Here is a 21,091-nt window from a genome sequence, read left to right on the forward strand (position 1 = left end):
CGCCGCAACCACGCAGCGCGGGCAACGCTGTAGCGTGCCCGCCTGCCGCTCGATCGCCATCCTTTCCAGCTGGCTCAGCCGAGCAGATGCATCCCAGTCGCGTGCAACGCCCAGTACATGGCGAACACTGTCCAAAATGTGCGTTTCAGCGCCTTGCCCGCCAGGAATGCCGCCGCCAGCCCGATCAGCCAGGGCATGTATTTGTCCAGTGTGCTGCGCGTATCGTTGATGGTGCTCATGATCGGATCCTCCCGCACCTCTCTGGTGCGGGAGAGATCATCCGCCCAGGCTTGCGCACACGGCAGGCGCAGCCGTCACCGATCGCATCTGACAGACGTCACGCGCCTTTGTCCAACAGCGGCTTCAACAGATCGAGCGGCAGCGGAAACACGATCGTGTTCGACTGTCCGACGCTCGCCATGCTGGCCAGTGTCTGCAAATAGCGCAGCGACAACGCCTGCGGTTGTTGCGCCAGCATCGCCGCCGCATCGCGCAGCTTTTCCGACGCCTGCAGCTCGCCTTCGGCATGAATCACCTTGGCACGCCGCTCACGCTCGGCTTCCGCTTGCCTGGCGATCGCGCGCACCATCGTCTCATTGAGATCTACGTCCTTGATCTCGACATTGGTGATCTTGATACCCCACGGATCCGTTGCCTCATCCAGAACCTGCTGCAAACTGCGATTGATCGAATCGCGCTGCGAAAGAATTTCATCCAGCTCGTGCTGGCCGAGCACCGAACGCAAACGGGTCTGCGATAGCTGACTGGTGGCCTGGAAAAAGTCCGCCACATTCAATATCGATTTGTCCGGCTCCATCACGCGGAAATACACCACCGCGTTGACGCGCACCGAAACGTTATCGCGCGAGATGACGTCTTGCGGCGGCACATCCATCACCGTCACACGCAGATCCACCCGGCTCATCCGCTGCACCATCGGCACCAGGATCACCAGGCCAGGCCCCTTGATACCGGTGTAACGCCCCAGGGTCAGGATCACGCCACGCTGGTATTCCGGCAACACCTTGATCGACGAAAACAGCAGCGCGATCACAAACAGTACGACGACACCCACAAAACCCATCATGAAGACTCTCCTTCGCTGAAACCTTCAGCATCTACCCGTAACAGCAACCCCTGACGGGCGATCACACGGACTCGCGCCCCCGCGGGAAGCGCCTGATGACTATGCACGCGCCAGCGCTCGCCACCGATGCGGGCCCAGCTTTCACCGCCTGCTGCCACCGCTTCGAGCAATTCGCCTGTGTTTTTCAGCATACGCTCGTCACTTTCTACTGTGCGGGCACGCCGTGCCCGCATCACCAGCCGCAGCAATCCGGCCAGTATGACGACCGCACAAAAGCCGACGCCTGCAATAACCCCTACGTCGACGGCGTAGCCGGGCACATCCCGGCGAAACAACATGACCGATCCCAACATGAAGGCGACCACGCCGCCCATGCCAAGCACACCCGCCGTCGGCAGGAACGCCTCGGCCAGCAGCAAAGCGATACCCAATGCCATGAGGGTCAGCCCGGCATAACTCACCGGCAACAGATGCAAGGCATACAAGCCGATCAACAGGCAGATGCTTCCACTCACGCCGGGGAAAAACGACCCAGGATGAAACGCTTCCAGGATCAACCCATAGATGCCCGCCAGAAGCAGCACGTAGGCGATCGTCGGATTGGTAATGACGCCAAGAAAACGCGCGCGCCAGTTCGGCAGATAGTCCCGCACTGGCAAGCCACGCACGGCGAGCGTGACGGTGCCGCCGTTGACACGCACCGTACGACCATCCGCTTGCGCCAGCAGATCGTCCGTATTGGCAGCGACAAAGTCGATCACATGTTGCGTTGCCGCTTCGCTTGCTGTCAGCGTCGCCGCGCCGCGCACGGCCTGCTCCGCCCAGGCCGCGTTCCGGCCATGCATCTGCGCTAGCGAACGGATGGTCGCAATCGCGTCATTGAGCACTTTCTGCGCTTCGGCATCCGTGGCCGCATGTCCTTCGGCACCCTGCTCCACCGATTTGCCCGGAGCCGGCGAAACCACGCCAAGCTCGACCGGCGTGGCAGCGCCCAAATGGGTGGCGGGCGCCATCACCGCCAACGGACATGCATAAAGAATGTAAGTGCCTGCGGACGCCGCGCGTGCGCCAGGGGGCGCAACATAACCGAGCACAGGAACGCGGGAAGCGAGAATCTCCGCGACGATGTCGCGCATCGATTCGAGCAAACCGCCCGGCGTGTCCATTTGCAGCACGATGGCCGTTGCCCCATCGCGTCCTGCCTGGCGGATCGCGTCATCGACGTACTCGGCGGCGGCCGGCCCGATCGGACCGATCAACTGCACTCGCGCGACAAATGCAGCGCTCCTTGCAGGTGCAGTCGGCGCTTCGGATGCCACGCGCGTCCACATCAATGCCATAACCGCACATGCGGCGGCGCCCCATACCATCCATCCTCTCCGTGACATGTCGCGGCCTCCTCGGCCCCATGCGCACCACGCAACCGCCGTAAGTGGCAGCTACAGAGGAGAGTTTACGCTTGCGGGCCAGGCTGTGCCCTTGTCGCGCGAAACGGCGAAAACCTGGGCCGCACAGCGAGACCATCGGTGGGATATCTCGCTGCACCTTCTTCGCATCTTTTGTCAGTGGCCTACGTAATCCACGCGCCAGATGGAATTCGATCCATCGTCCGTGACCAGCAACGAGCCATCGGGAGCCGTCGCCACGCTTACCGGCCGTCCCCACACACGCCCATCCGGCAAGACGAAACCGGTCAGGAAATCCTCGTATTCGCCGCTGGCCTTGCCGGTGTGATGTCGCGGAATGCGGATGACTTCATAGCCCACGCGCGTCGCCTTGTTCCAGGAGCCATGTTCGGCCGCGAACAAGTCGCCGTCGTATTCCTTCGGGAAGCGGCTGGCTTCATAGAAGGTGATTTGCAGGGAAGCGTTGTGCGGCTGCAGCAGCACGTCCGGCGTAATCACTTTGTCCTTTAGCTCAGGATGCTTGCCCTCGTGACGTGGATCCTGATGTCCCCCCATGTACCACCACGGCCAGCCGTAGAAGCCGCCCTTGCGCACGGAAGTAATGTAGTCGGGCACCAGGTTGTCGCCCAATCCATCACGTTCGTTGACGGTGGTCCACAACTGTCCGCTCTTTGGATCGACCGCAATGCCCGATGGATTGCGTATCCCCCATGCGTAAATACGCATGTGCGAACCGTCCGGATCGAAGGCCAGGATGTCGGCGCGATCTTTCTCGGCCGGCGAGGTATCCGGATCGTTGACGTTGGAAGCCGAACCGACCGAAACGAACAGGGTCTTGCTGTCCAGCGAAAACGCCAGGTCGCGCGTCCAATGTCCTTCGCCGTGCGGCAAGTCCGCAATATGTTCGGCCGCGCCTCGCGCCTTCAGGTCGCCGTTCCGATAAGGGAAGCGCAGCACCGCATCCGTGTCACCGATGTACACCCATTGCGGGTGGGGCCCACGCGGATAGAACGCGATGCCGTAAGGTCGATTGAGATGCGTGGCGAATACTGATGTCTGCTGCGGTTTGCCATCCGCCGTCATGCCGCGAAACACGCGAATCTGGCCAGAGCCGCTTTCCGCGACGAACATGTCGCCATTCGGCGCCTTGCGAATCACACGCGGCGTATCCAACCCTTCCGCATACAAATTGACCTTGAAGCCCGGCAGCGCCTTGGGCATGACACCAACGGGACGCGGACTGATCTCGGGACCATTGCTCGCCGAGTGGGTGGCGTAAGGTGCGGGCAGATCATTCACCGTGATCTTGCGCACTTTGCCGGGTGCCTCGTAGCGGAAATCAGTGAACGGCGCAGTGGGGGGCGGCGCGGTAATCGGCGAACCCATGGCGGTGTTCTCCGCGACTGGGGCAGGCTTCACTTTGGACATCACCTTCAAATACGACACGATCTGCCAGCGCTGCTGTTCCGGCAACGAGGCCCACGAAGGCATGCCGTTGGCGACCGACCCTTGCGTGATGAACCAGAACACGGACCCATCCGTGGCCTGCTGCGTAGGTCCTTGCGCCAATGCTGGAATATTGCCGCTGCCTTGCCCACGCAGACCATGGCAGCTGGCGCAATGTTCGGCATACAAGGTGGCGCCTGCATGAATCGCAGCCTGGCCGTGATAGGGATTGGCCTGTGAAGAGGCCGTGCTCGGCGCGCCGTGAAACCCCTGCGTATCGGCTGCTCCGCTGATGCCCGTCGCCAGCACACCAAGGCCACCGGCCAGGGTGAGCCACGCCAATCCGGGCCGTGCCAAAGAATGCTTTGCCATGAGCTGCTCCCATTCGAAACCATCAAGACGCCACGGTACCCACCCCTCGGCACACATAGCAGTTCGAAGCAGATTGTCAGCGCTTCGATGTCACAGTTGGATGCACGATGCTACGCAAAACTTGCCCGATTACCTGGCCAGCCGTGCTCATTTCGATTTGCTGCTCTTGTCCTTCGCAGCGCGCCCCTTGCTCTTGGAAGTCGCCTTTGCAGTGCCGCGTTTGCGCGGCGACAACCTCGGCGGCCGAGTCTCGCTCGTGGCAGCTTTGAGACGTTTCTCATAGCGCTCGACGAATTGCGGGAAACTGATGTCATAGACCGAGCAGAATTCACGCACTTGCAACAAATCGATACCGCGCCGCCCGACCTCGACCGCGGAAACATACGTCTGCGGACGCCCCAACGCCTGCGCGACCTCGGTCTGCGACAAATCCGCCTGCAGCCGCAAATCGCACAGCAGCGTCACCAATTCCCGATGCTCCGGGGAGTGTATGGACTTCCTCTTCATCATCGCTCTCTGTAGGCGAGCGATGACGTTATTATCCGATTTATGGATACGCGAAATTCGTCTTTTTACTCGTTTTCCGTCTGACGGAAAAGTCTAGACTGGGCCCATCGCAAACCCTTGCATGGAGACCACCGTGGCAGGAAATCCACATAACCCCTCCCCAGCCCGCTTGAACCCCTGCTATCACATCGCCGGCGAGCAATATCAGGTGCTCTGCCAGATCCGGAACGAATTGCGCCTGCTGTCCGCTTTCGCCACCCGCCGCGCCACCCACGAACCCGCACAGGCCGATCACCACACCAAGCTCTCTCGCTGCTTCGGCAGCCTGGCGCGCCGGCTGGATAGCATCGTAGGCTCGATGGATCAGGCCGGGGCCGATACAACGACCGATGACGAATTTCCCCATGGAGACCATTCGGGGTCTTAGGCGCAACGGAGTCGCCTGACCTGCAGGGTTTCCCGACATTGAGGTCAGGCGCTCAGGCCTCGGAATCGTCGTCCGGCTCGATATCGATGTCGTGGAAATAGCGGTCGATCAAGGCTTTCGCTTCAGCTTCCCAATGCTCGGGGCCACCCGTTGCGATCACGTGGCGACGAGGGTCATCGGGGAAGAAGATGAGCCCGCTGCGGGAGTCGTTGCCACCGTTGTATTCGTGCTCGAACTTGATACCGCGATATTCGCCAAACTGCTGATCCGAACGCATGTCGCACTCTCGCCCATGGACTTCAATCCACGGAGTGTAAGAGAACCCACACCCTCGATTGAAATGACGCGCCATCTTTCAGCAGGCGCCCCATGCGGCCCGGGTACAGTTCAAAAAGAAGTGTGCCGCTGTGCCCGGGTGACACGGGGTGCCCGTGGACGATGGTCAGAAACTGACACGCTGAGTACACCCAGGACAACGCCGAGCAGCGCCAAGCCCACTCCGCTCGGAAGCTCCGACAACAAACGCGCAAGCTTGGCCGCGCCATACCAGGAGTGCGGATTGTTCACAAAGGCGCACGCTCCCGGACAGACATTGCCGATCCAGGCCATCACCGGCGGCTGATGGGTCCAATATCCATCATGCAGCCATTTCAAGCACTGAAAACCAAACCAGAGTGCAGCGGCCATGTTCAACATCACGGCCCCCAGCCACAGCAAAAACGCGACCGCCTCCTTGGCCAGTTCATCGAAGCGCATCATCTTCATGGCTACCTACCTGCGGGTACTCAAGACCTGCCGGAAATCATGCATATCTCATGCCCGTCCTACCTCGCAGGATTTTTTTACCCCGGCGGCGCCCGTCCGCGATGCGAGCGCCGTTTTCTTTCATGCGCGCTCAGTGATCGTGGTTACAACGGTGGATCGCCTCACTGCGCGCCCGATCGTATTCCGACTGGCTCATGGCCCCCGTGTTCAAGGCGTTTTGCAGATCCGTCAGCTGTTTGCCGCACGAGTCTTCGTTTTTCACGATGGTCTTCGAACCGCCGCACGCAGCAAGAGCCACGCAGGTAACGATCATCATGCTTGCAAGCATTGGTTTGATCATGTCGCAACTCCCGAAGCAGCAGGTGTGGCATCGATCGTAAAGCCGCGCGACCAATGTGCGCTGACTGGGCGAACTGACAGATCTCGCTTTCACTATCTGGCGACTGCTCGTTGACGCCCGCCTCGCAAAGCATATGGACCGCGCTATCCGCTGCTGCGTTACCCCGGGGAGATGCATGACTTCGCCGACGTCCTCTCAAGTCAGTGCGCCATTGGCCGATAGCTTGCCAGCGGACCTCATGCTCCTACCAGGGCAGCCGCTACACGCTTCCACAGGGGATTGAGCCATGACCACCTCGGTCATCCAAGAACTGATGCTGCACAACCTCACTTGTCCGCAATGCCGTGCCAGTGAACCGTGTCTGGTTGCCGAACATATTGAAGACAGCTGGCCGCGGCGCGTCGCCTTCGAGGCGGCCGAAAGCCTGCAGAAAATCACCGCACTGGAAGAAAACCCGCAGGCAGCATCCGCCTGACGCGGGCAGGACCGGCGATTCGTGCATAGACGTCATCGGCTTCTCTGATGATGTTGCCTCGCGTCTGCTCAAAAAGGATGGACCGCTGTGCAAACCCCATCCCTCATCCAGGGAGAAGCCCGAGGCGAGAGACACACTCGTCACGGTGCTTCTATCTCACGCACTCAACACGTGCCATCTGTGCCAGATGCGCGACTATCCGCCTGCATCCCACACCCCACCCAATGCCTTGATCAAGCGCACATCGGCCTCAAGCCGACGGCGCGACAGATCGACCTGGCTGCGAAGCTGGGTGAGATTGACGCTCTGCGTGGACATCACTTCGAGGTAGTCCGTCGCACCATCCTGATAGCGCGTCATCGCCAGTTGTGCGGCAAGCGTGGAAGCATCGACCGCATGCTGCTGCGTGATGGCTTCACTGGCCAATACATGCAGGGATGACAAATTGTCTTCCACGTCCTGGAACGCACTGAGCACCGTCTGGCGGTAATCGGCCGCCGCTCCCTCTTCGGCAGCCTGCGCAGCCGACAATTGCTCCCGTCGGCGACCGCCATCGAACAACGTGCCGACCAGTGCAGGTCCGATCGCCCAGAAGCGGCTCGGCAACATCGCCCACTGCGTAAATTTTGATGATTCGAATCCGCCGGTCGCAGAAAGCACCAGATCAGGGAAAAATGCTGACGTCGCCTCGCCGACATCGGCATTAGCCGCCGCGACGCGACGTTCCGCCGCTGCGATGTCCGGACGGCGTTCCAGCAGTGTCGAAGGCACGCCTGCGGGAATCTGCGGCAGCGGCAGGGATGTCGCATCCGGTGCAAGCGTGACATCCGCCGGCGGCACGCCCATCAGCACGGCTATGGCGTGCTCATACTGCGCGCGCGCCTCGCCGAGATCGATAAGCTGCGCCTTGGCGACATCCAGTTGCGTCTGCGCTTCGGCCAGATCCGATTGCGAAGCAATGCCGCCATCGAAGCGTGTCTGCACCAATGATCGCGCCTGTGTGTAATCGGCCACCATCTGCTGCATCAGTGCGGTTTCCGCATCCAGCTCGCGCAGGTCGATGTAGTCCAGCGCGAGCTCCGCGTGCATGCTCAAACTGACCGATGCCAGATCGGCTTCGCTCGCCTGCGCGCGGGCGCTGGCTGCATCAACCTCATGCCCGATGCGATCGAACAGATCCGGTTCCCACGAAGCCGTGATACCTGCGGCATAGTCTTGCACCGTACGTCCGGCCAATGACCGCCCCACCACATTTTGCGAGGTGTGACTGACGTTCGCGCCAGCCCCGGCCGTCACGAACGGCATATACGAAGACCTCGCCACGCCAACCATCGCCCTCGCCTGCTGCAGGTCGGCCACGCTCTTCTTGATCGTCTGGTTACCGAGGGTGACCTTGGCTTCGAGCTGGTCCAGCGTGGCATCGTCGAACACCTTCCACCACATGCCGCGGCTTGCATCGTCCTTAGGCTGTGCAGCCACCCATCCCGGGGCGATCCGTCGGGGATCGTTAGCTTCCTTGTAATGCTGGGGCACGCTGATTGAAGGACGCACATAAGCCGGCCCCGGCGTGCATCCCGCCATCAATCCAAGGCTCACGCCTGCCAGCAAAGTAGAAGCGATTTTCAGTGGACGGCTGCACGTACGCATTATTGTCTCCGCGCGACTCAGACCGGCGTGGCCGGATGACGATTGATGTGCACCGTCTGTCCTGCGCTGATCGCATCGCTGGGATTGACGATTACCTGCTCATCACCCTGCAGGCCGCTACCAATCTCCACGCGCATACCGAAATCGCGACCCAGCGTCACCGTGCGCAATTGCACGACACCTTGCGCATCGACCACAGCCACTTGCACACCCTGCGGCCGGAACAGCAGCGCATTGGTCGGCAACGACAAGCCGGGATGATCGGTTTGCAGCATCAATCTGACTTGCGCAAATGCGCCGGGCATTAGCGTGCCATCCGGATTATCCAGATCGACCTCCACACGCAGTGTGCGACTGGCTGGATCGATCGCTCCGGAAGTACGCGCAACCGTTCCGGAAAACGAACGTCCAGGAAACTGCGGCAGCGTCAACGTCGCCCTTGTACCTGGCACGACATGCGCGGCATCCTCCTGCGGCACGTTCACGAATACACGCAAGCGATCCGTCTCCGCCAAGGCAAACAACGCTGCCGGCGCACCGCCGTTCCCAGCGTCGATCAGCGCACCTGTATCGATATTGCGTACCGTGATCACACCCTTGAACGGCGCATACACCTTTTCGAACGACTGCAATTGTTCCAGTCGGGTAACGTTTGCCTGCGCAGCGGCCCATGTCGCCTGCTTGGCCTTCATGATGCTCACGTTCTCCTGCGCAGACTGCCGCGACACCGCGTTGCGCTTGAGCATTTCCTGCCAGCGCGCCGCCGTGATCTTCGCAATCTGGTAATTGGCCGATGCCATGGCAGCGTCCGAACGGGCTTGTGCGAGTTCGGCATCCACTTCCGGCGATTCGATCTCTGCCAACAGCTGCCCCGCTTGCACATACGTGCCGATATCGGTGTACCAGCGACGCAGATATCCACTGGTGCGCGCATAAATACGCGCCTCTTGATACGCCTCGATCTCGCCCGGCAGTACCAGCGCCTGCTGCGCGGGCGCGCGTGTCGGCGCGACAACCGAAACGGTCGGCTCGCTCAGCAACGCCGTTTGCCGCGAAACACTGGAATGCGCGGTCAGGCGAGGCAAGCCGCCGATAGCCAAGGCGGCGCATACCATCGCCGCAGGCACCCACAACAGTCGTCGTGAACGGGTGGCGTGAATCGTGGAATCAACAGTAGACATGAGCTTGCTCCAATCAGGTCGCTGCAGGCACGGATGCAGAGGCGTCGGAATCACCCGCCGGATGGCGTGCGCGAAACCAGGTATGCACGGCGGCGAACGCCACCGGCACGAACACCAGGGTCGCCACAGTTCCAAACATCAGTCCGCCGATCACGGCACGCCCCAGCGGCGCGTTCTGTTCACCGCCGTCGCCCAGTCCTAGCGCCATCGGCAACATGCCAATCAGCATCGCCAGCGCCGTCATCAATACGGGACGAAAACGGCTGCCGCCTGCATCGAGCGCGGCCTGCAGTGGCATGGCGCCCTGCGCCAGACGATCACGCGCAAAACTTACGACCAGGATGCTATTAGCGGTGGCGATGCCGATACACATGATCGCCCCCGTCAATGCTGGCACGCTTACCGTCGTGCGCGTGACGAACAGCATCCAGGTGATGCCGGCCAAGGCACCCGGCAAGCCGCTGATGATCACCAAGGGATCGGTCCACGATTGAAAGTTGACCACCATCAAGGCGTAGACCAGCACCACCGCAAACACAAGCCCCATCAGCAGTCCCGAGAACGAGGACTGCATGGTCTGCACTTCGCCACGCACCACGATGCTTGAACCCGGCGGCAACTGCATGCGCGCCCGCTTGACCAGGCGATCCACATCGCTGGCCACCGCACCGAGATCGCGGCCCTGCACACCGGCAAACACATCGATCACCGGCTGCACGTTGTAGTGCGATACCACCGCATCCTGCGAAGTGCGCGACAGCGTGCTGAGCGAACCAAGAATCGGCAGCACCCTGCCCTGTAGCGGTGCATCGACAGCCGAAGCGCGACTCAGCGGGATATTGCTGAGCGCCTGCAATGAATCGATGGTGTACTGCGGCGACTCGGTCATGAGCGGATAGCTCACGCCGTTCTTGGGATTGAGCCAGAAATTGGGCGACGTCTGCGAGCTGCCGGACAACGCGATCAACACATCCTGGGCAATCGTGCGCTGCGGGAAGCCGGCCTCGATCGCTTTGACCCGATCCACATCCACATGGATCGCCGGCGCGTCGTCCGGCTGCTGGATGCGCGGATCGACCAGGCCCGGCACGTTGCGGAATGCGCTCAGCAGCGATTCCGCGATCTTGCGATTCCCGGCCTTGGCGTTGCCGACCACCTGCACATCGATCGGCGACGGCAAACCGAAATCCAAGGTCTGGCTGATGATGTCCGCCGGCAGGAACGAGAACGTGACACCCGGGAAATCCTGATTGAGGCGATCGCGCAATAGCGTCACGTAAGTATCGGTCGGCCGGTGACCCGCCTTCAGGCTGATCAGAATATCGGCATCGGACGAACCCACCGGCAAGGACGAGTCGTAAGTCATGTTGATGCCACTGATCGGCAAACCAATGTTGTCCAACACCGTGCCGAGTTCGGATGGCGGGATCAGGCTGCGTATGCGTCGCTCCACCACATCCACCAAACGTGCAGTCTGCTCGATGCGCGTGCCGGTACGCGCACGCAGATGCAAGCGAATGGCGCCGGTGTCGGAGGTGGGAAAGAAATCCCTGCCCAGCACCGGAATCAACAACAGCGAGCCAGCGCACACGACAGCGAAGGTCAAGGCCACGCGCTTGGGCTGGGCGACGGCCTTGCCAAGAAAAATCTGATACCTGATATGCAGCGCTTCGAAGCCCTGTTCAAAGCGCTGCTGGAACCGACGCAGTGCGGCGAAGCGCCCTTGCCCATCATCGGTGTCGCTCGATTCGCGCTTGAGCATATACATCGCCAAGGTCGGGATCAGCGTGCGCGAAAAGAAGTACGAAGCCAGCATCGCGAACACCACCGCTTCGGCCAACGGCACGAACAGATAACGTGCCACACCAGACAGCAGGAACATCGGCAGAAACACGATGCAGATCGATAGCGTCGACACGAGCGTAGGCAAGGCGATTTGCGCGGAAGCATCGATGATGGCATCCATCAGTGGCCTACCCATCTCGCGATGGTGGCTGATCGCTTCGATCGCCACGGTCGCGTCGTCCACCAGGATACCCACCGCCAGCGCGAGGCCGCCGAGCGTCATGATGTTGATAGTCTGGCCCAGTGCCGACAACGCGATCAGCGACGACATCACCGACAGCGGAATAGTGATGGCGATAATCAAGGTCGAACGCCAGCTGCCCAGGAACAGCAGAATCATCATCGCCGTCAGCCCGGCCGCGATCAGCCCTTCGCGCACCACGCCCGACACAGCCGCGCTGACAAACACCGATTGATCGGAAACCGGCTTGATCTGCAGCGCCTTGGGCAAGCCAGCCGCAATCGCCGGCAGCATGCGCTTGACGTTGCGGATGATATCCAGCGTCGACGCATCCCCGCTCTTCTCGATCTGCAGCAACGCAGAACGCGTGCCGTTCACACGCACGATATTGGTTTGCGGCGCAAAGCCGTCCCGTACGGTTGCCACGTCATGCAGATAGATCACGCCGCCCGGCGTGGCTTTCACCGGCATCATGTTCAACCCTGCCACGGAAGCCGGACTGCCGTTCATGGTGACGTTGTACTCCAGCGCGCCGATCTTGGCGGTGCCGCCAGGCAGGATCAGGTTCTGCGCATTCACCGCATTGACGATATCGAGCGGCGACAGACCGCGCGCTTGCATCGCCTGCGTGTTGATATCGACCATGATCTGCCGCACCTTGCCGCCGAACGGCAACGGAATGGCGGCACCCTGCACGGTGGCCAGCCGCGTGCGGATGAAGTTATTGCCCAGATCGTAAAGCTGCTGCTCGGACAGCGTATGGCTGGAAAGCGCCAGCTGCAGGATCGGCACCGTGGAGGCGTTGTAGGCAATCACCAGCGGCGGCAGAGTTCCCGGCGGTAACACGCGGAGAATCGATTGCGCGCTCGACGCCGCTTCCGCAATCGCACGATTGATGTCCGCGCCTTGGTGGAAATACACCTTGACCACCGCCACGCCATTCACGGTTTGTGACTCGACGTGCTCGATGTTGTCGACGTCGGAAGTCAGCGCACGCTCGTAGGGCGTGGTGATGCGATTGGCCATATCATCGGCCGAGAAACCGTTGTACGACCACACGATGCTCAGCACCGGGATATTGATGTTCGGGAAGATGTCGGTCGGCGTGCGCAGAATCATCAGCGGCCCGATGAGGGCCAACAGCAAGGCCAAGACGATGAAGGTGTATGGCCGACGCAAGGCCAAATGAACGATCCACATATCCAACCCCGCTGCCGGCACTGGAGCATCCAGCGCTTCTGATGCTCGATCTGCCTGGATGGCATGAAGGCGGCTCGCCATGGGACAGATCGTCCGAGCATGCCTGGCAGGCTAAGCGCCGAGCGCTTGCCGGGTACTGACGAGGTCCTGACGATTTTGTAATCGCAGCCGCTGCGCCGCGTGGCTATGATCCCTCCGTACACAGGTGAGAATGGCCATGCGTCTGCTTGTCATCGAAGACGAAAAGAAAGCCGGCGAGTACCTCAAGAAAGGGCTCGAAGAATCCGGCTATACCGTCGATATCGCCTGCAACGGCATCGACGGCTTGCACCTGGCCCTGGAAGAGGACTATGCACTCATCGTGCTCGACGTGATGCTGCCAGGCATCGACGGTTGGGAGGTACTGAGACGGCTGCGGGCCAAGAAAGACACAGCCGTGCTTTTCCTCACCGCCATGGACGAACTCGAAGAACGCGTGAAAGGGCTGGAGCTTGGCGGCGACGATTATCTGGTCAAGCCGTTCGCCTTCGTCGAGCTGCTCGCGCGTATTCGCACCCTGCTGCGGCGTGGACCGCCCAGGGACGTGGAACACATGCACATCGGCGACCTGGAAATCGATGCCATTCGCCGCCGCGTGCGCCGCGCCGGCCAGCGCATCGACCTCACGCCGCGCGAGTTTTCATTGCTGCAGTTATTGGCCCGCCGGCGTGGCGAGGTATTGAGCCGCACGCAGATCGCCTCCTACGTGTGGGATATGAATTTCGACAGCGACACCAACGTCGTGGAAGTGGCGATCCGCCGGCTGCGTGCCAAGATCGATGACGGCCATGACCTCAAATTGATCCATACCGTGCGCGGCATGGGTTACGTGCTCGATCTGGAGCACGAGGAACCGTGATGCTGCGCTTGTCGCTCACGGCCCGCCTGACCGCCACCTTCGTGGTGATCACGGTGATCTGTTTCAGCACGGTGGGCTTTCTATTATTCAAAGTGGTATCGCGACGCGTCTATGTGCAGGACCAGACCAATATCGTGCTCAACGCGCGCCATCTGCGCCGGCTGGCTTCCGAGTTCGATGCCATCAGCGATCTTTCCGCACACAAGGAGCGGCTGATCTATCTGGTGCTCGGCGACAAAGCCAATGCCTTGCAAGTCACTGACGATAACGGCCGCCCCCTCATCGACTACGACCCCCAAGGCTATCGGGTAATGGCCCAGCCGGCCGTGCCGTGGAATCAACGCATCGTCGCGGCAGACGTCCAATCCTGGCAGGACGATCATGGCAACGAGATCCGCGGCACCGCGACCACCGCACGACTGAAAGACGGCAAGCTGGTGACCATTGCCGTGGCGCGCTCCCTCGCGGATCGCGCCATCCTGCTCGACAAATACCGGCGCGATGTCTCACTGGCCCTGCTGGCGGGTCTGCTGGTCGCCTGCGCATTGAGCTATCTGCTGGTACGGCAAGCGCTGCGGCCGCTGAGGAACATGGCCGAAAGCGCCGCCGCCATCACCGCGCAACGCCTTAGTTCGCGTATCCCCCTGGAGAATGCACCGGCCGAATTGCATGACCTGGCGGTTTCCTTGAACGACATGCTGGCCCGCCTCGAACAAGGCTTCGCGCGCGTATGGCAGTTCACGGTGGATCTGGCGCATGACCTGCGCACCCCGATCGGCAATCTTCGCGGCGCCAACGAGGTTGCACTGAACCGTCATCGCTCCGTGGCCGAATACGAAACGCTGCTCGGTTCCAATATCGAGGAATGCGACCGGGTCAGCCGCACCATCGAAAGCGTGCTGTTTCTGGCCCGCGCAGAGAGCCCGCAATTCGCGTTGCAACGTTCCGTGCTCGATACCGCACAGGAGCTGCAACGGATCGCCGACTACTTCGAGGGCATTTCCTCCGAAGCCGGCGTAAATGTCGTCATTGACGCCGTAGCATCGATCTATGCCGACCGCGATCTATTCCGCCGGGCTGTCAGCAATCTGCTCTCCAATGCATTGCGTTACACGCCGGCCGGCGAAACCATCCACCTGCGCGCCACGACCAGCGAACGAGGGGTGGAGGTCGTGGTAGAAAACCCCGGCCGTGGCATCGCGCCGGAGCATCTCGACAAGCTGTTCGACCGCTTCTATCGCGCCGACCGCTCACGCAGCGATTCGGCCAACTCCACTGGCTTGGGTTTGTCGATCGTCAAGAGCATCATGGAGCTGCACGGCGGCACGGTGGGCGTAGAGAGCGGGTCCCGCACTACGCGTTTCACCCTGCGCTTCCCTCGTATCGCCGGTCCGGGGTAACGCATCAAAAACGGCCTGCGCAGTAATGCCAACTGTGGGTTTTCCATCATGAGCGACAAAATCAAAGTTCCTGGCGTGAGCACCTATCAAGGACCGGCCGGCGGCTGGGGCGCGCTGCGTGCCGTCGCCAAAGCTGTGGGCGGCCAGATGGCGGTCGGCCGCGAGGCGCTCGCGCTTCGCCGCGTCAACCAGCCGGCCGGCTTCGATTGCCCCGGCTGTGCATGGCCGGACCCCAGGCACACCAGCTCGTTCGAGTTCTGCGAGAACGGCGCCAAGGCGGTGTCGTGGGAAGCCACCTCAAAACGCGTGCGGCCCGAGTTCTTCGCCAAGAACACCGTTACCTCACTGTGGGATCTCAGCGACTACGCGCTGGAAAGTCTCGGCCGCATCACGCATCCCATGGCTTATGACGCCGCCAGCGATACCTACGTGCCGATCGCATGGGATGAAGCCATGCAGCGTATCGGGCAAGCCCTGCGCGCCCTGCCCGATCCACGCACGGCCGAGTTCTATACGTCCGGGCGCGCGTCCAATGAAGCGGCCTTTCTCTACCAGATCTTCGTGCGCGAATACGGTTCGAACAATTTCCCCGACTGCTCGAACATGTGCCACGAGGCTACCAGCGTCGGCCTTCCTCAATCGATCGGTGTCGGCAAAGGCACGGTCACGCTGGAAGATTTCGACCATTGCGACGCCCTGTTCTGCATCGGCCACAACCCCGGCACCAACCATCCGCGCATGCTCGCCACCTTGCGCGAAGTGTCCAAGCGCGGCGTGCCGATCATCGCCGTGAATCCGTTGCCCGAGCGTGGCCTGGAACGCTTCACCTCACCGCAAGATCCGCTGGAGATGGTCGCCGGCATCGCCACGCCGCTCGCCTCCACTTATTACCAGATCAAATCCGGCGGCGACCTCGCCTTTCTCAAAGGCATGATGAAATGGCTGTTCGAGCAGGACGAACACGACGTCGCCAACGGTGGTAGCGGTCTGCTCGATCATGACTTCATCCGCGAACACACCGTCGGCATCGAGGCGCTAAAAGCCGATATCGCCGCCACCACGTGGGACGACATCACTCGCAAGACCAGCCTGTCACGCGCGGAGATCGAAGCCGCCGCGCAGATCTACGGCAAAGCCCAGCGCGTGATCGTCTGCTACGGCATGGGCATCACCCAGCACGCCCACGGCACCGAGAACGTGCAGCAGATCGCCAATCTGCTGATGCTTCGCGGCAACATCGGGCGCTCCGGCGCAGGCATCTGCCCGCTGCGCGGCCACTCCAATGTGCAAGGCAACCGCACGGTCGGCATCACCGAAAAACCCAACGATGCATTGGTCGCCGGCATCGAACGCGCCTTTGGTTTTACAGCGCCGAAAGAACATGGGCACGACGCCGTGCGTGCGATCCAGGCGATCCGCGACGGTCAGTCCAAAGCCTTGATCTGCCTTGGCGGCAACCTCGCCGTAGCAATGTCCGATCCGGAAGCCACGTTTGCCGCCATGCGTAATCTCGACCTGGCCGTACACATCACCACCAAGCTCAATCGCTCGCACCTGATCATCGGCAAGCAATCCATCATCCTGCCTTGCCTTGGTCGTACCGAACTCGACATGCAGGCCGAGGGACCGCAATCCATCACCGTGGAAGACTCCATGTCCATGGTGCACGCCTCCTCCGGCGGGCTTGAGCCCGCTTCCGAACACCTGCGTTCCGAACCGTGGATCGTGGCGCATATCGCCAAAGCCACCTTGCCGAACACACGCGTGGACTGGGATGGATTGATCGCCAATTACGACCGCATCCGCGAAAAAATCGAAATCGTCTATCCCGATTTCTTCGACTACAACCAACGCATTCGCGCACCCGGCGGATTCCGCCTGTACATCGCCGCCTCCGAACGGCATTGGGCCACGCCGGACGGTAAAGCCCATTTCCTGATCGCCCGCGGCGTCAGCGAAGATCCACAACTCCCCGCCCAACATCTCACCCTCACCACCATCCGCTCGCACGACCAGTACAACACCACCATCTACAGCTTGAACGACCGCTACCGCGGCATCACCGGACGTCGCGACGTCGTGTTCATCAACCCGGACGACCTGAAAACCTACGGACTGCAACACGGCGACCGCATCGACGTCGAAGTCGTCGGCCCCACCGCCAAAGACAACCAAGGCAACGCACGCGCCGTGCGTGGATTCATCGCCGTCTCCTATCCCATTGCCGCAGGCACCGTCGCCATCTACTACCCCGAAGGCAACTGCCTCGTCGGTCTCGACAGCTTCGATCAGGAATCGGGGACACCATCGTACAAGTCTGTGCCGATTGCGTTGCGAGGGTCGAAGATCGGGGCAGTTCCGGTGGATGCTTGAAAAGAGGTCGCGATAAGGGGCCTATGTTGTGCGTACCATTCAAAGCTATTGCGGCGCGAAAGTAAGCTGACCGCTAGCTGGTGTCCCCCATCCTGTAGAGACGACTACCGTGTAAGTGCCGCTTACTGGCAAGTTCCGCAAAACATCTGTATTCGAAGTACTGGCTGAAAAGGTTGAATAAATATTTTGACCCGTAATGGTCCCCGCATCAGGGCGCCATATCTGCACATTGACCGCCTGACCTGTAGGCGCAGATGTACTTACGTCGGAAAGCTGCAGCGCTACGTTGCTACCTACATTTGCATCGAATGTAAATCGCTCTGATTGCCCAGCCAAAAGATTAACCGTCGTTGGTGTATTACCTATCAACTCTGGCCCGATGATATCGGTGTCTAAAGTGGCATTGAAGTCAATCACACCGTTGGCATCTCCTGGTGATACTACGACGGAATAAGTTCCAGCCACTAGGTTCCAAAGGGGAAGCCGACAACCACTACCCGGGCTACTCGTTGAACATGCCGGATAAGCAATGTGCATATTGTTCCCGGATGGATCATAAACATTAATCAAAAGCTGGCTGTTGCCTGAGCCAGTGACCGAGATTCCATTAAAGGTCAATTCGAGGTTATCACCCTGATTTACCGTAAATGTCAGATATACGTCCTGACCACCAGTACTGGCCTGAAGGTTCGTTGCAGGACCATTTTCCGTAAGCGTGCTTGTAACGCCTTGAACCAATGCAAGTCGCGCACTGCCTGGCGTACCGTATGGAAGAGAAACGACGATAGGATAAGTTCCACTTACCGGCAAATTGGGAAGATTTATTAAAGTCGACGTCGCAGTTTGAGCCGTTGTATAGATATTCTGACCTGTGATTGTTCCTGCATCAGGCCTCCAGATTTGGACATACATGGGTTGTCCCGAAGGATCGACCGTATTCACACCAGATAACTGCAACGCCAATGCCTCCCCTGCATTCGCATTAAAACTCAATCGTTCCGACTGCCCTTGCCCGAGGCTGATATTGATCGGCGCGCTGACTGCCAGCGTAGACCCTATAAGATCAGGCAACAAAGTAGTTTTGAAACTGATCTGTGTATTGACGCTCTGGGGAGACAAAACCACCAAATAGGTTCCTGCCGTCAGATTCCATAAAGGAATACGGCAACTCGAACCGGGATTATCCGTCGAACAACCAGGATATGGAATGTTCATATTGGCTCCCGTCGGATCAAAAACGTTCACCGACATCGCACCGCTTCCTCCACCAACGGAGGAAATATTGTCGAACGTCAGCTCGAAATTGTCGTCTTGATCAGCTTGAAATGTCAGATAGATATTTTGGCCAGGGACGTACGCTTGATAACTTTGCGCGGCACCATTCTGCAACAAAGTACCTTCGATGGCCGGACCCCACGTGACCTGCCCGGTGCCTGGAGTGCCGTACTGTGTCGAGATGACGATCGTGTAGATACCTGTGGCGGGTAAGTTCGTCAAATTGACGCTGTCTGAGCCCGTTGTGTCGAACGAGGTATAGACATCCTGCCCGGTGATACTTGCGCCTGGACTCCACACTTGCACCAACATCTGCTGCCCCGAAGGTGCTGACGTGTTTACTCCTGACAAACGTAATACAGCGCTGTCTCCTGCATTGGCATTGAATGTGACTCGCTCAGACTGTCCCGCGCCGAGCGCAATCTCGCTCGGCGCATTGGCAGTGAGCTGCGGCCCGACCTGATCCTTATCGAGGATGACATTGAAGCTCATGATGGCGCTGGCATCCATGGGAGATACCACCACCGAATAGGTACCTGCCGGAAGGTTCCAAAGAGGTAACCGGCATCCCGCACCAGGATTAGTACTTGAGCAGCCAGGATATGGGATGTTCATATTCACGCCAGACGGACTGAAGACGTTCACAGTCACTCCCGTGCTGCTCGACCCCGAAATGGTTATGCCATTTAGCGTCAACTCCACATTGTCGCCTTGCTCGGCATTAAAAGTCATCACAGCAGATTGCCCGGCCGTATCTGTACCAAAATTGGTAATTGGGCCATTGACAATCACGTAATGGCTTTTCACGCTACTGAAAGTATTGATGACATTGCTTGGCAACAGAGCAATGGGTGTCGCGCTGACAGCTTCACCGTAAGGGGTCGTCACTGTTACGAAACCGCTGACAGCGTCGCTTGGAACTATGTATTGGAGTTTGCTATCACTTGCCGAAGGAATCGAAAAAATATTTTCCCCGCCCATCTGCACAGTTGTGCTGTCAGCAATCGGGTACAAATGAGTACCGCTTATCGCGACCAACTCTCCCACTGCAGCAACCATGGGGTTCAGTTGAACAATAGTAGGTGGCGCCCCGGTATCGTCGACTGTAAACGGCATGGCGCTTGTTATTGGCTGCCCGTTCGTCGTCACACCTATAGGCCCGGAGGATGTGCCTGCAGGCACAACGACCGATAACTGATTGTTTGAAGCAGCAATGATAGATGCAGGAGCACCATTGAAAGTAACGGCATTGCCTGCCACAGAGCCATCAAAAGCTTGGCCTTGGATTGCAACGGTAGTACCGGCCACACCGTGGGTCGGACTGAACGTAAAAATGGCCGTTTGTCCGGCTGGCATCGGCGCGTTAGTCTTTTTGATGTGTCCCACAGAGTTGTAGCTGTACTGGACGGTGCTGCTGCTGTTGGCCGTAACGGCCACCACTCGGCCATTGGCATCGTAGACATAGCCGGTTTGCCGGGCGTGGAGCATGCCCACCCAGAGCAGAAGGCCACTCAGCGCCAAAAGCAGAGATATGCGAAAACATCGTCCTAACTGGCGACATCCTTTATGGCGCTTGATGGTAAGCGATCGACCTACTGTCTCCAGAAGCATTCTCGTTCCTTCGAGTCATTCGGAAATTTAAGGTAAGTATCATCGACGTGAACCAGATTTTTGGGTCACTCGGCTTGGGCTTGTATTCACTACGCGCAATCGCAAGCAAGCGTTCGCGTAGCTTGCCTTGGGACATGAGGCCGATCACGATAGTTTTTTACGCCTTCATTAGCCTTATGCCCTCTGCTCTCTGCTCTCTGCCCTGCCTTACCCCTGTTTTCATTTTCTGCTGACGCAGCAGTTGCGGTGCAAAAACGTTTCGTGAGTACAGCTAATGTGATGTGCCAACGCTTAATTGACCAAGCATTGTTTCATTGTATTGCTTCGCATAAAGGCGAGCATTTCGATTTAGCATCTCCTCCTTCTTGGTACAAAACACATCGCCAGTACCTTCAAGCATTCGTATCTCATCTTTATGCTCGTGCGGATCACCGTTAAAACCAGGAACCTCCGTGGAATAGCCATAGACGCCAAGCAAGCGATGGTCGCCAGCCTTGAAGGCTGCCAATGCATCGCTAGACGCATGATCTACCTTCAGCGCGGCTAGCTCCGACACACCATTTCTTGGAGAGCATTCGCCGGGTGATCGATCACACCCTGCCATCGATAGAAACGAAAATATGGCGAAAAATACGTATGCACGTCGATTCATGAA

18 protein-coding genes are annotated in these 21,091 nt (G+C 59.5%); 5 read left to right on the forward strand and 13 right to left on the reverse strand.

Annotated elements, in window-relative coordinates; all coding sequences use genetic code 11:
* Positions 1-74 precede the first annotated feature (74 nt).
* From AC4HNJ_RS20225 to AC4HNJ_RS20245, 5 genes are all read right to left on the reverse strand, one after another.
* Positions 75-239: a hypothetical protein gene (locus AC4HNJ_RS20225; RefSeq protein ID WP_490481416.1), complete on the reverse strand. Its 165-nt coding sequence runs from the start codon at positions 237-239 to the stop codon at positions 75-77.
* Between the two features lie 98 nt (positions 240-337).
* A complete protein-coding gene (locus AC4HNJ_RS20230; protein ID WP_490481417.1) occupies positions 338-1,087 on the reverse strand; it encodes a slipin family protein in 750 nt (249 codons plus the stop codon).
* A complete protein-coding gene (locus tag AC4HNJ_RS20235; RefSeq protein ID WP_490481418.1) occupies positions 1,084-2,475 on the reverse strand; it encodes an NfeD family protein in 1,392 nt (463 codons plus the stop codon). Before AC4HNJ_RS20235 ends, AC4HNJ_RS20230 begins: the two co-directional genes overlap by 4 nt.
* 174 nt (positions 2,476-2,649) lie before the next feature.
* Complete coding sequence (locus tag AC4HNJ_RS20240; RefSeq protein WP_490481419.1) at positions 2,650-4,311, reverse strand: PQQ-dependent sugar dehydrogenase; 1,662 nt, start codon at positions 4,309-4,311, stop codon at positions 2,650-2,652.
* 147 nt (positions 4,312-4,458) lie between these two features.
* Positions 4,459-4,818, reverse strand: coding sequence for a helix-turn-helix domain-containing protein (locus AC4HNJ_RS20245; RefSeq protein WP_490481420.1), 360 nt, complete (start codon positions 4,816-4,818; stop codon positions 4,459-4,461).
* 133 nt (positions 4,819-4,951) lie between these two features.
* Here AC4HNJ_RS20245 and AC4HNJ_RS20250 point away from each other — a divergent pair, with 133 nt between their 5' ends.
* A complete protein-coding gene (locus tag AC4HNJ_RS20250; RefSeq protein ID WP_490481421.1) occupies positions 4,952-5,245 on the forward strand; it encodes an XAC0095 family protein in 294 nt (97 codons plus the stop codon).
* A 52-nt stretch (positions 5,246-5,297) separates the two neighbouring features.
* On the opposite strand, the gene AC4HNJ_RS20255 is transcribed toward AC4HNJ_RS20250, so the two are convergent.
* The 3 genes from AC4HNJ_RS20255 to AC4HNJ_RS20265 all read right to left on the reverse strand — a co-directional run bounded on the left by AC4HNJ_RS20255 (position 5,298) and on the right by AC4HNJ_RS20265 (position 6,350).
* Positions 5,298-5,522, reverse strand: coding sequence for a hypothetical protein (locus tag AC4HNJ_RS20255; protein WP_490481422.1), 225 nt, complete (start codon positions 5,520-5,522; stop codon positions 5,298-5,300).
* A gap of 110 nt (positions 5,523-5,632) precedes the next feature.
* The gene (locus tag AC4HNJ_RS20260; RefSeq protein ID WP_490481423.1) at positions 5,633-6,010 is read right to left on the reverse strand and encodes a hypothetical protein; all 378 of its coding nucleotides are present in this window, start codon (positions 6,008-6,010) and stop codon (positions 5,633-5,635) included.
* A 130-nt stretch (positions 6,011-6,140) separates the two neighbouring features.
* Entirely contained in the window at positions 6,141-6,350 is a 210-nt protein-coding gene (locus AC4HNJ_RS20265; protein ID WP_490481424.1) for a hypothetical protein, read from the reverse strand.
* A 286-nt stretch (positions 6,351-6,636) separates the two neighbouring features.
* Between AC4HNJ_RS20265 and AC4HNJ_RS20270 the strand changes: the two genes are divergently transcribed.
* Positions 6,637-6,825 (forward strand): hypothetical protein, encoded by a 189-nt coding sequence (locus AC4HNJ_RS20270; protein ID WP_490481425.1) that lies wholly within the window; start codon positions 6,637-6,639, stop codon positions 6,823-6,825.
* A gap of 195 nt (positions 6,826-7,020) precedes the next feature.
* Here AC4HNJ_RS20270 and AC4HNJ_RS20275 read toward each other — a convergent pair whose 3' ends face one another.
* The 3 genes from AC4HNJ_RS20275 to AC4HNJ_RS20285 are packed head-to-tail and all read right to left on the reverse strand — an operon-like array spanning position 7,021 to position 12,960.
* Positions 7,021-8,472, reverse strand: a complete 1,452-nt coding sequence (locus AC4HNJ_RS20275) for an efflux transporter outer membrane subunit (RefSeq protein WP_490481426.1) — start codon at positions 8,470-8,472, stop codon at positions 7,021-7,023.
* A 17-nt stretch (positions 8,473-8,489) separates the two neighbouring features.
* Positions 8,490-9,653: an efflux RND transporter periplasmic adaptor subunit gene (locus tag AC4HNJ_RS20280; RefSeq protein WP_490481427.1), complete on the reverse strand. Its 1,164-nt coding sequence runs from the start codon at positions 9,651-9,653 to the stop codon at positions 8,490-8,492.
* Between the two features lie 13 nt (positions 9,654-9,666).
* Positions 9,667-12,960 (reverse strand): efflux RND transporter permease subunit, encoded by a 3,294-nt coding sequence (locus tag AC4HNJ_RS20285; RefSeq protein WP_490481428.1) that lies wholly within the window; start codon positions 12,958-12,960, stop codon positions 9,667-9,669.
* A 136-nt stretch (positions 12,961-13,096) separates the two neighbouring features.
* Between AC4HNJ_RS20285 and AC4HNJ_RS20290 the strand changes: the two genes are divergently transcribed.
* The 3 genes from AC4HNJ_RS20290 to AC4HNJ_RS20300 are packed head-to-tail and all read left to right on the forward strand — an operon-like array spanning position 13,097 to position 17,550.
* Positions 13,097-13,777, forward strand: coding sequence for a heavy metal response regulator transcription factor (locus tag AC4HNJ_RS20290; RefSeq protein ID WP_490481429.1), 681 nt, complete (start codon positions 13,097-13,099; stop codon positions 13,775-13,777).
* Complete coding sequence (locus tag AC4HNJ_RS20295; protein ID WP_490481430.1) at positions 13,777-15,177, forward strand: heavy metal sensor histidine kinase; 1,401 nt, start codon at positions 13,777-13,779, stop codon at positions 15,175-15,177. The genes AC4HNJ_RS20290 and AC4HNJ_RS20295 overlap by 1 nt, the downstream gene beginning before the upstream one ends.
* A gap of 48 nt (positions 15,178-15,225) precedes the next feature.
* The gene (locus AC4HNJ_RS20300; RefSeq protein WP_490481431.1) at positions 15,226-17,550 is read left to right on the forward strand and encodes an FdhF/YdeP family oxidoreductase; all 2,325 of its coding nucleotides are present in this window, start codon (positions 15,226-15,228) and stop codon (positions 17,548-17,550) included.
* Between the two features lie 45 nt (positions 17,551-17,595).
* On the opposite strand, the gene AC4HNJ_RS20305 is transcribed toward AC4HNJ_RS20300, so the two are convergent.
* Positions 17,596-20,436 carry an IPT/TIG domain-containing protein gene (locus AC4HNJ_RS20305; RefSeq protein WP_490481432.1) on the reverse strand — a complete coding sequence of 947 codons (2,841 nt, stop codon included), beginning with the start codon at positions 20,434-20,436 and terminating at the stop codon, positions 17,596-17,598.
* 271 nt (positions 20,437-20,707) lie between these two features.
* Complete coding sequence (locus tag AC4HNJ_RS20310) at positions 20,708-21,088, reverse strand: hypothetical protein (RefSeq protein ID WP_490481433.1); 381 nt, start codon at positions 21,086-21,088, stop codon at positions 20,708-20,710.
* Positions 21,089-21,091: the final 3 nt, after the last annotated feature.

This window comes from Dyella sp. SYSU CM1112, assembly GCF_058216415.1.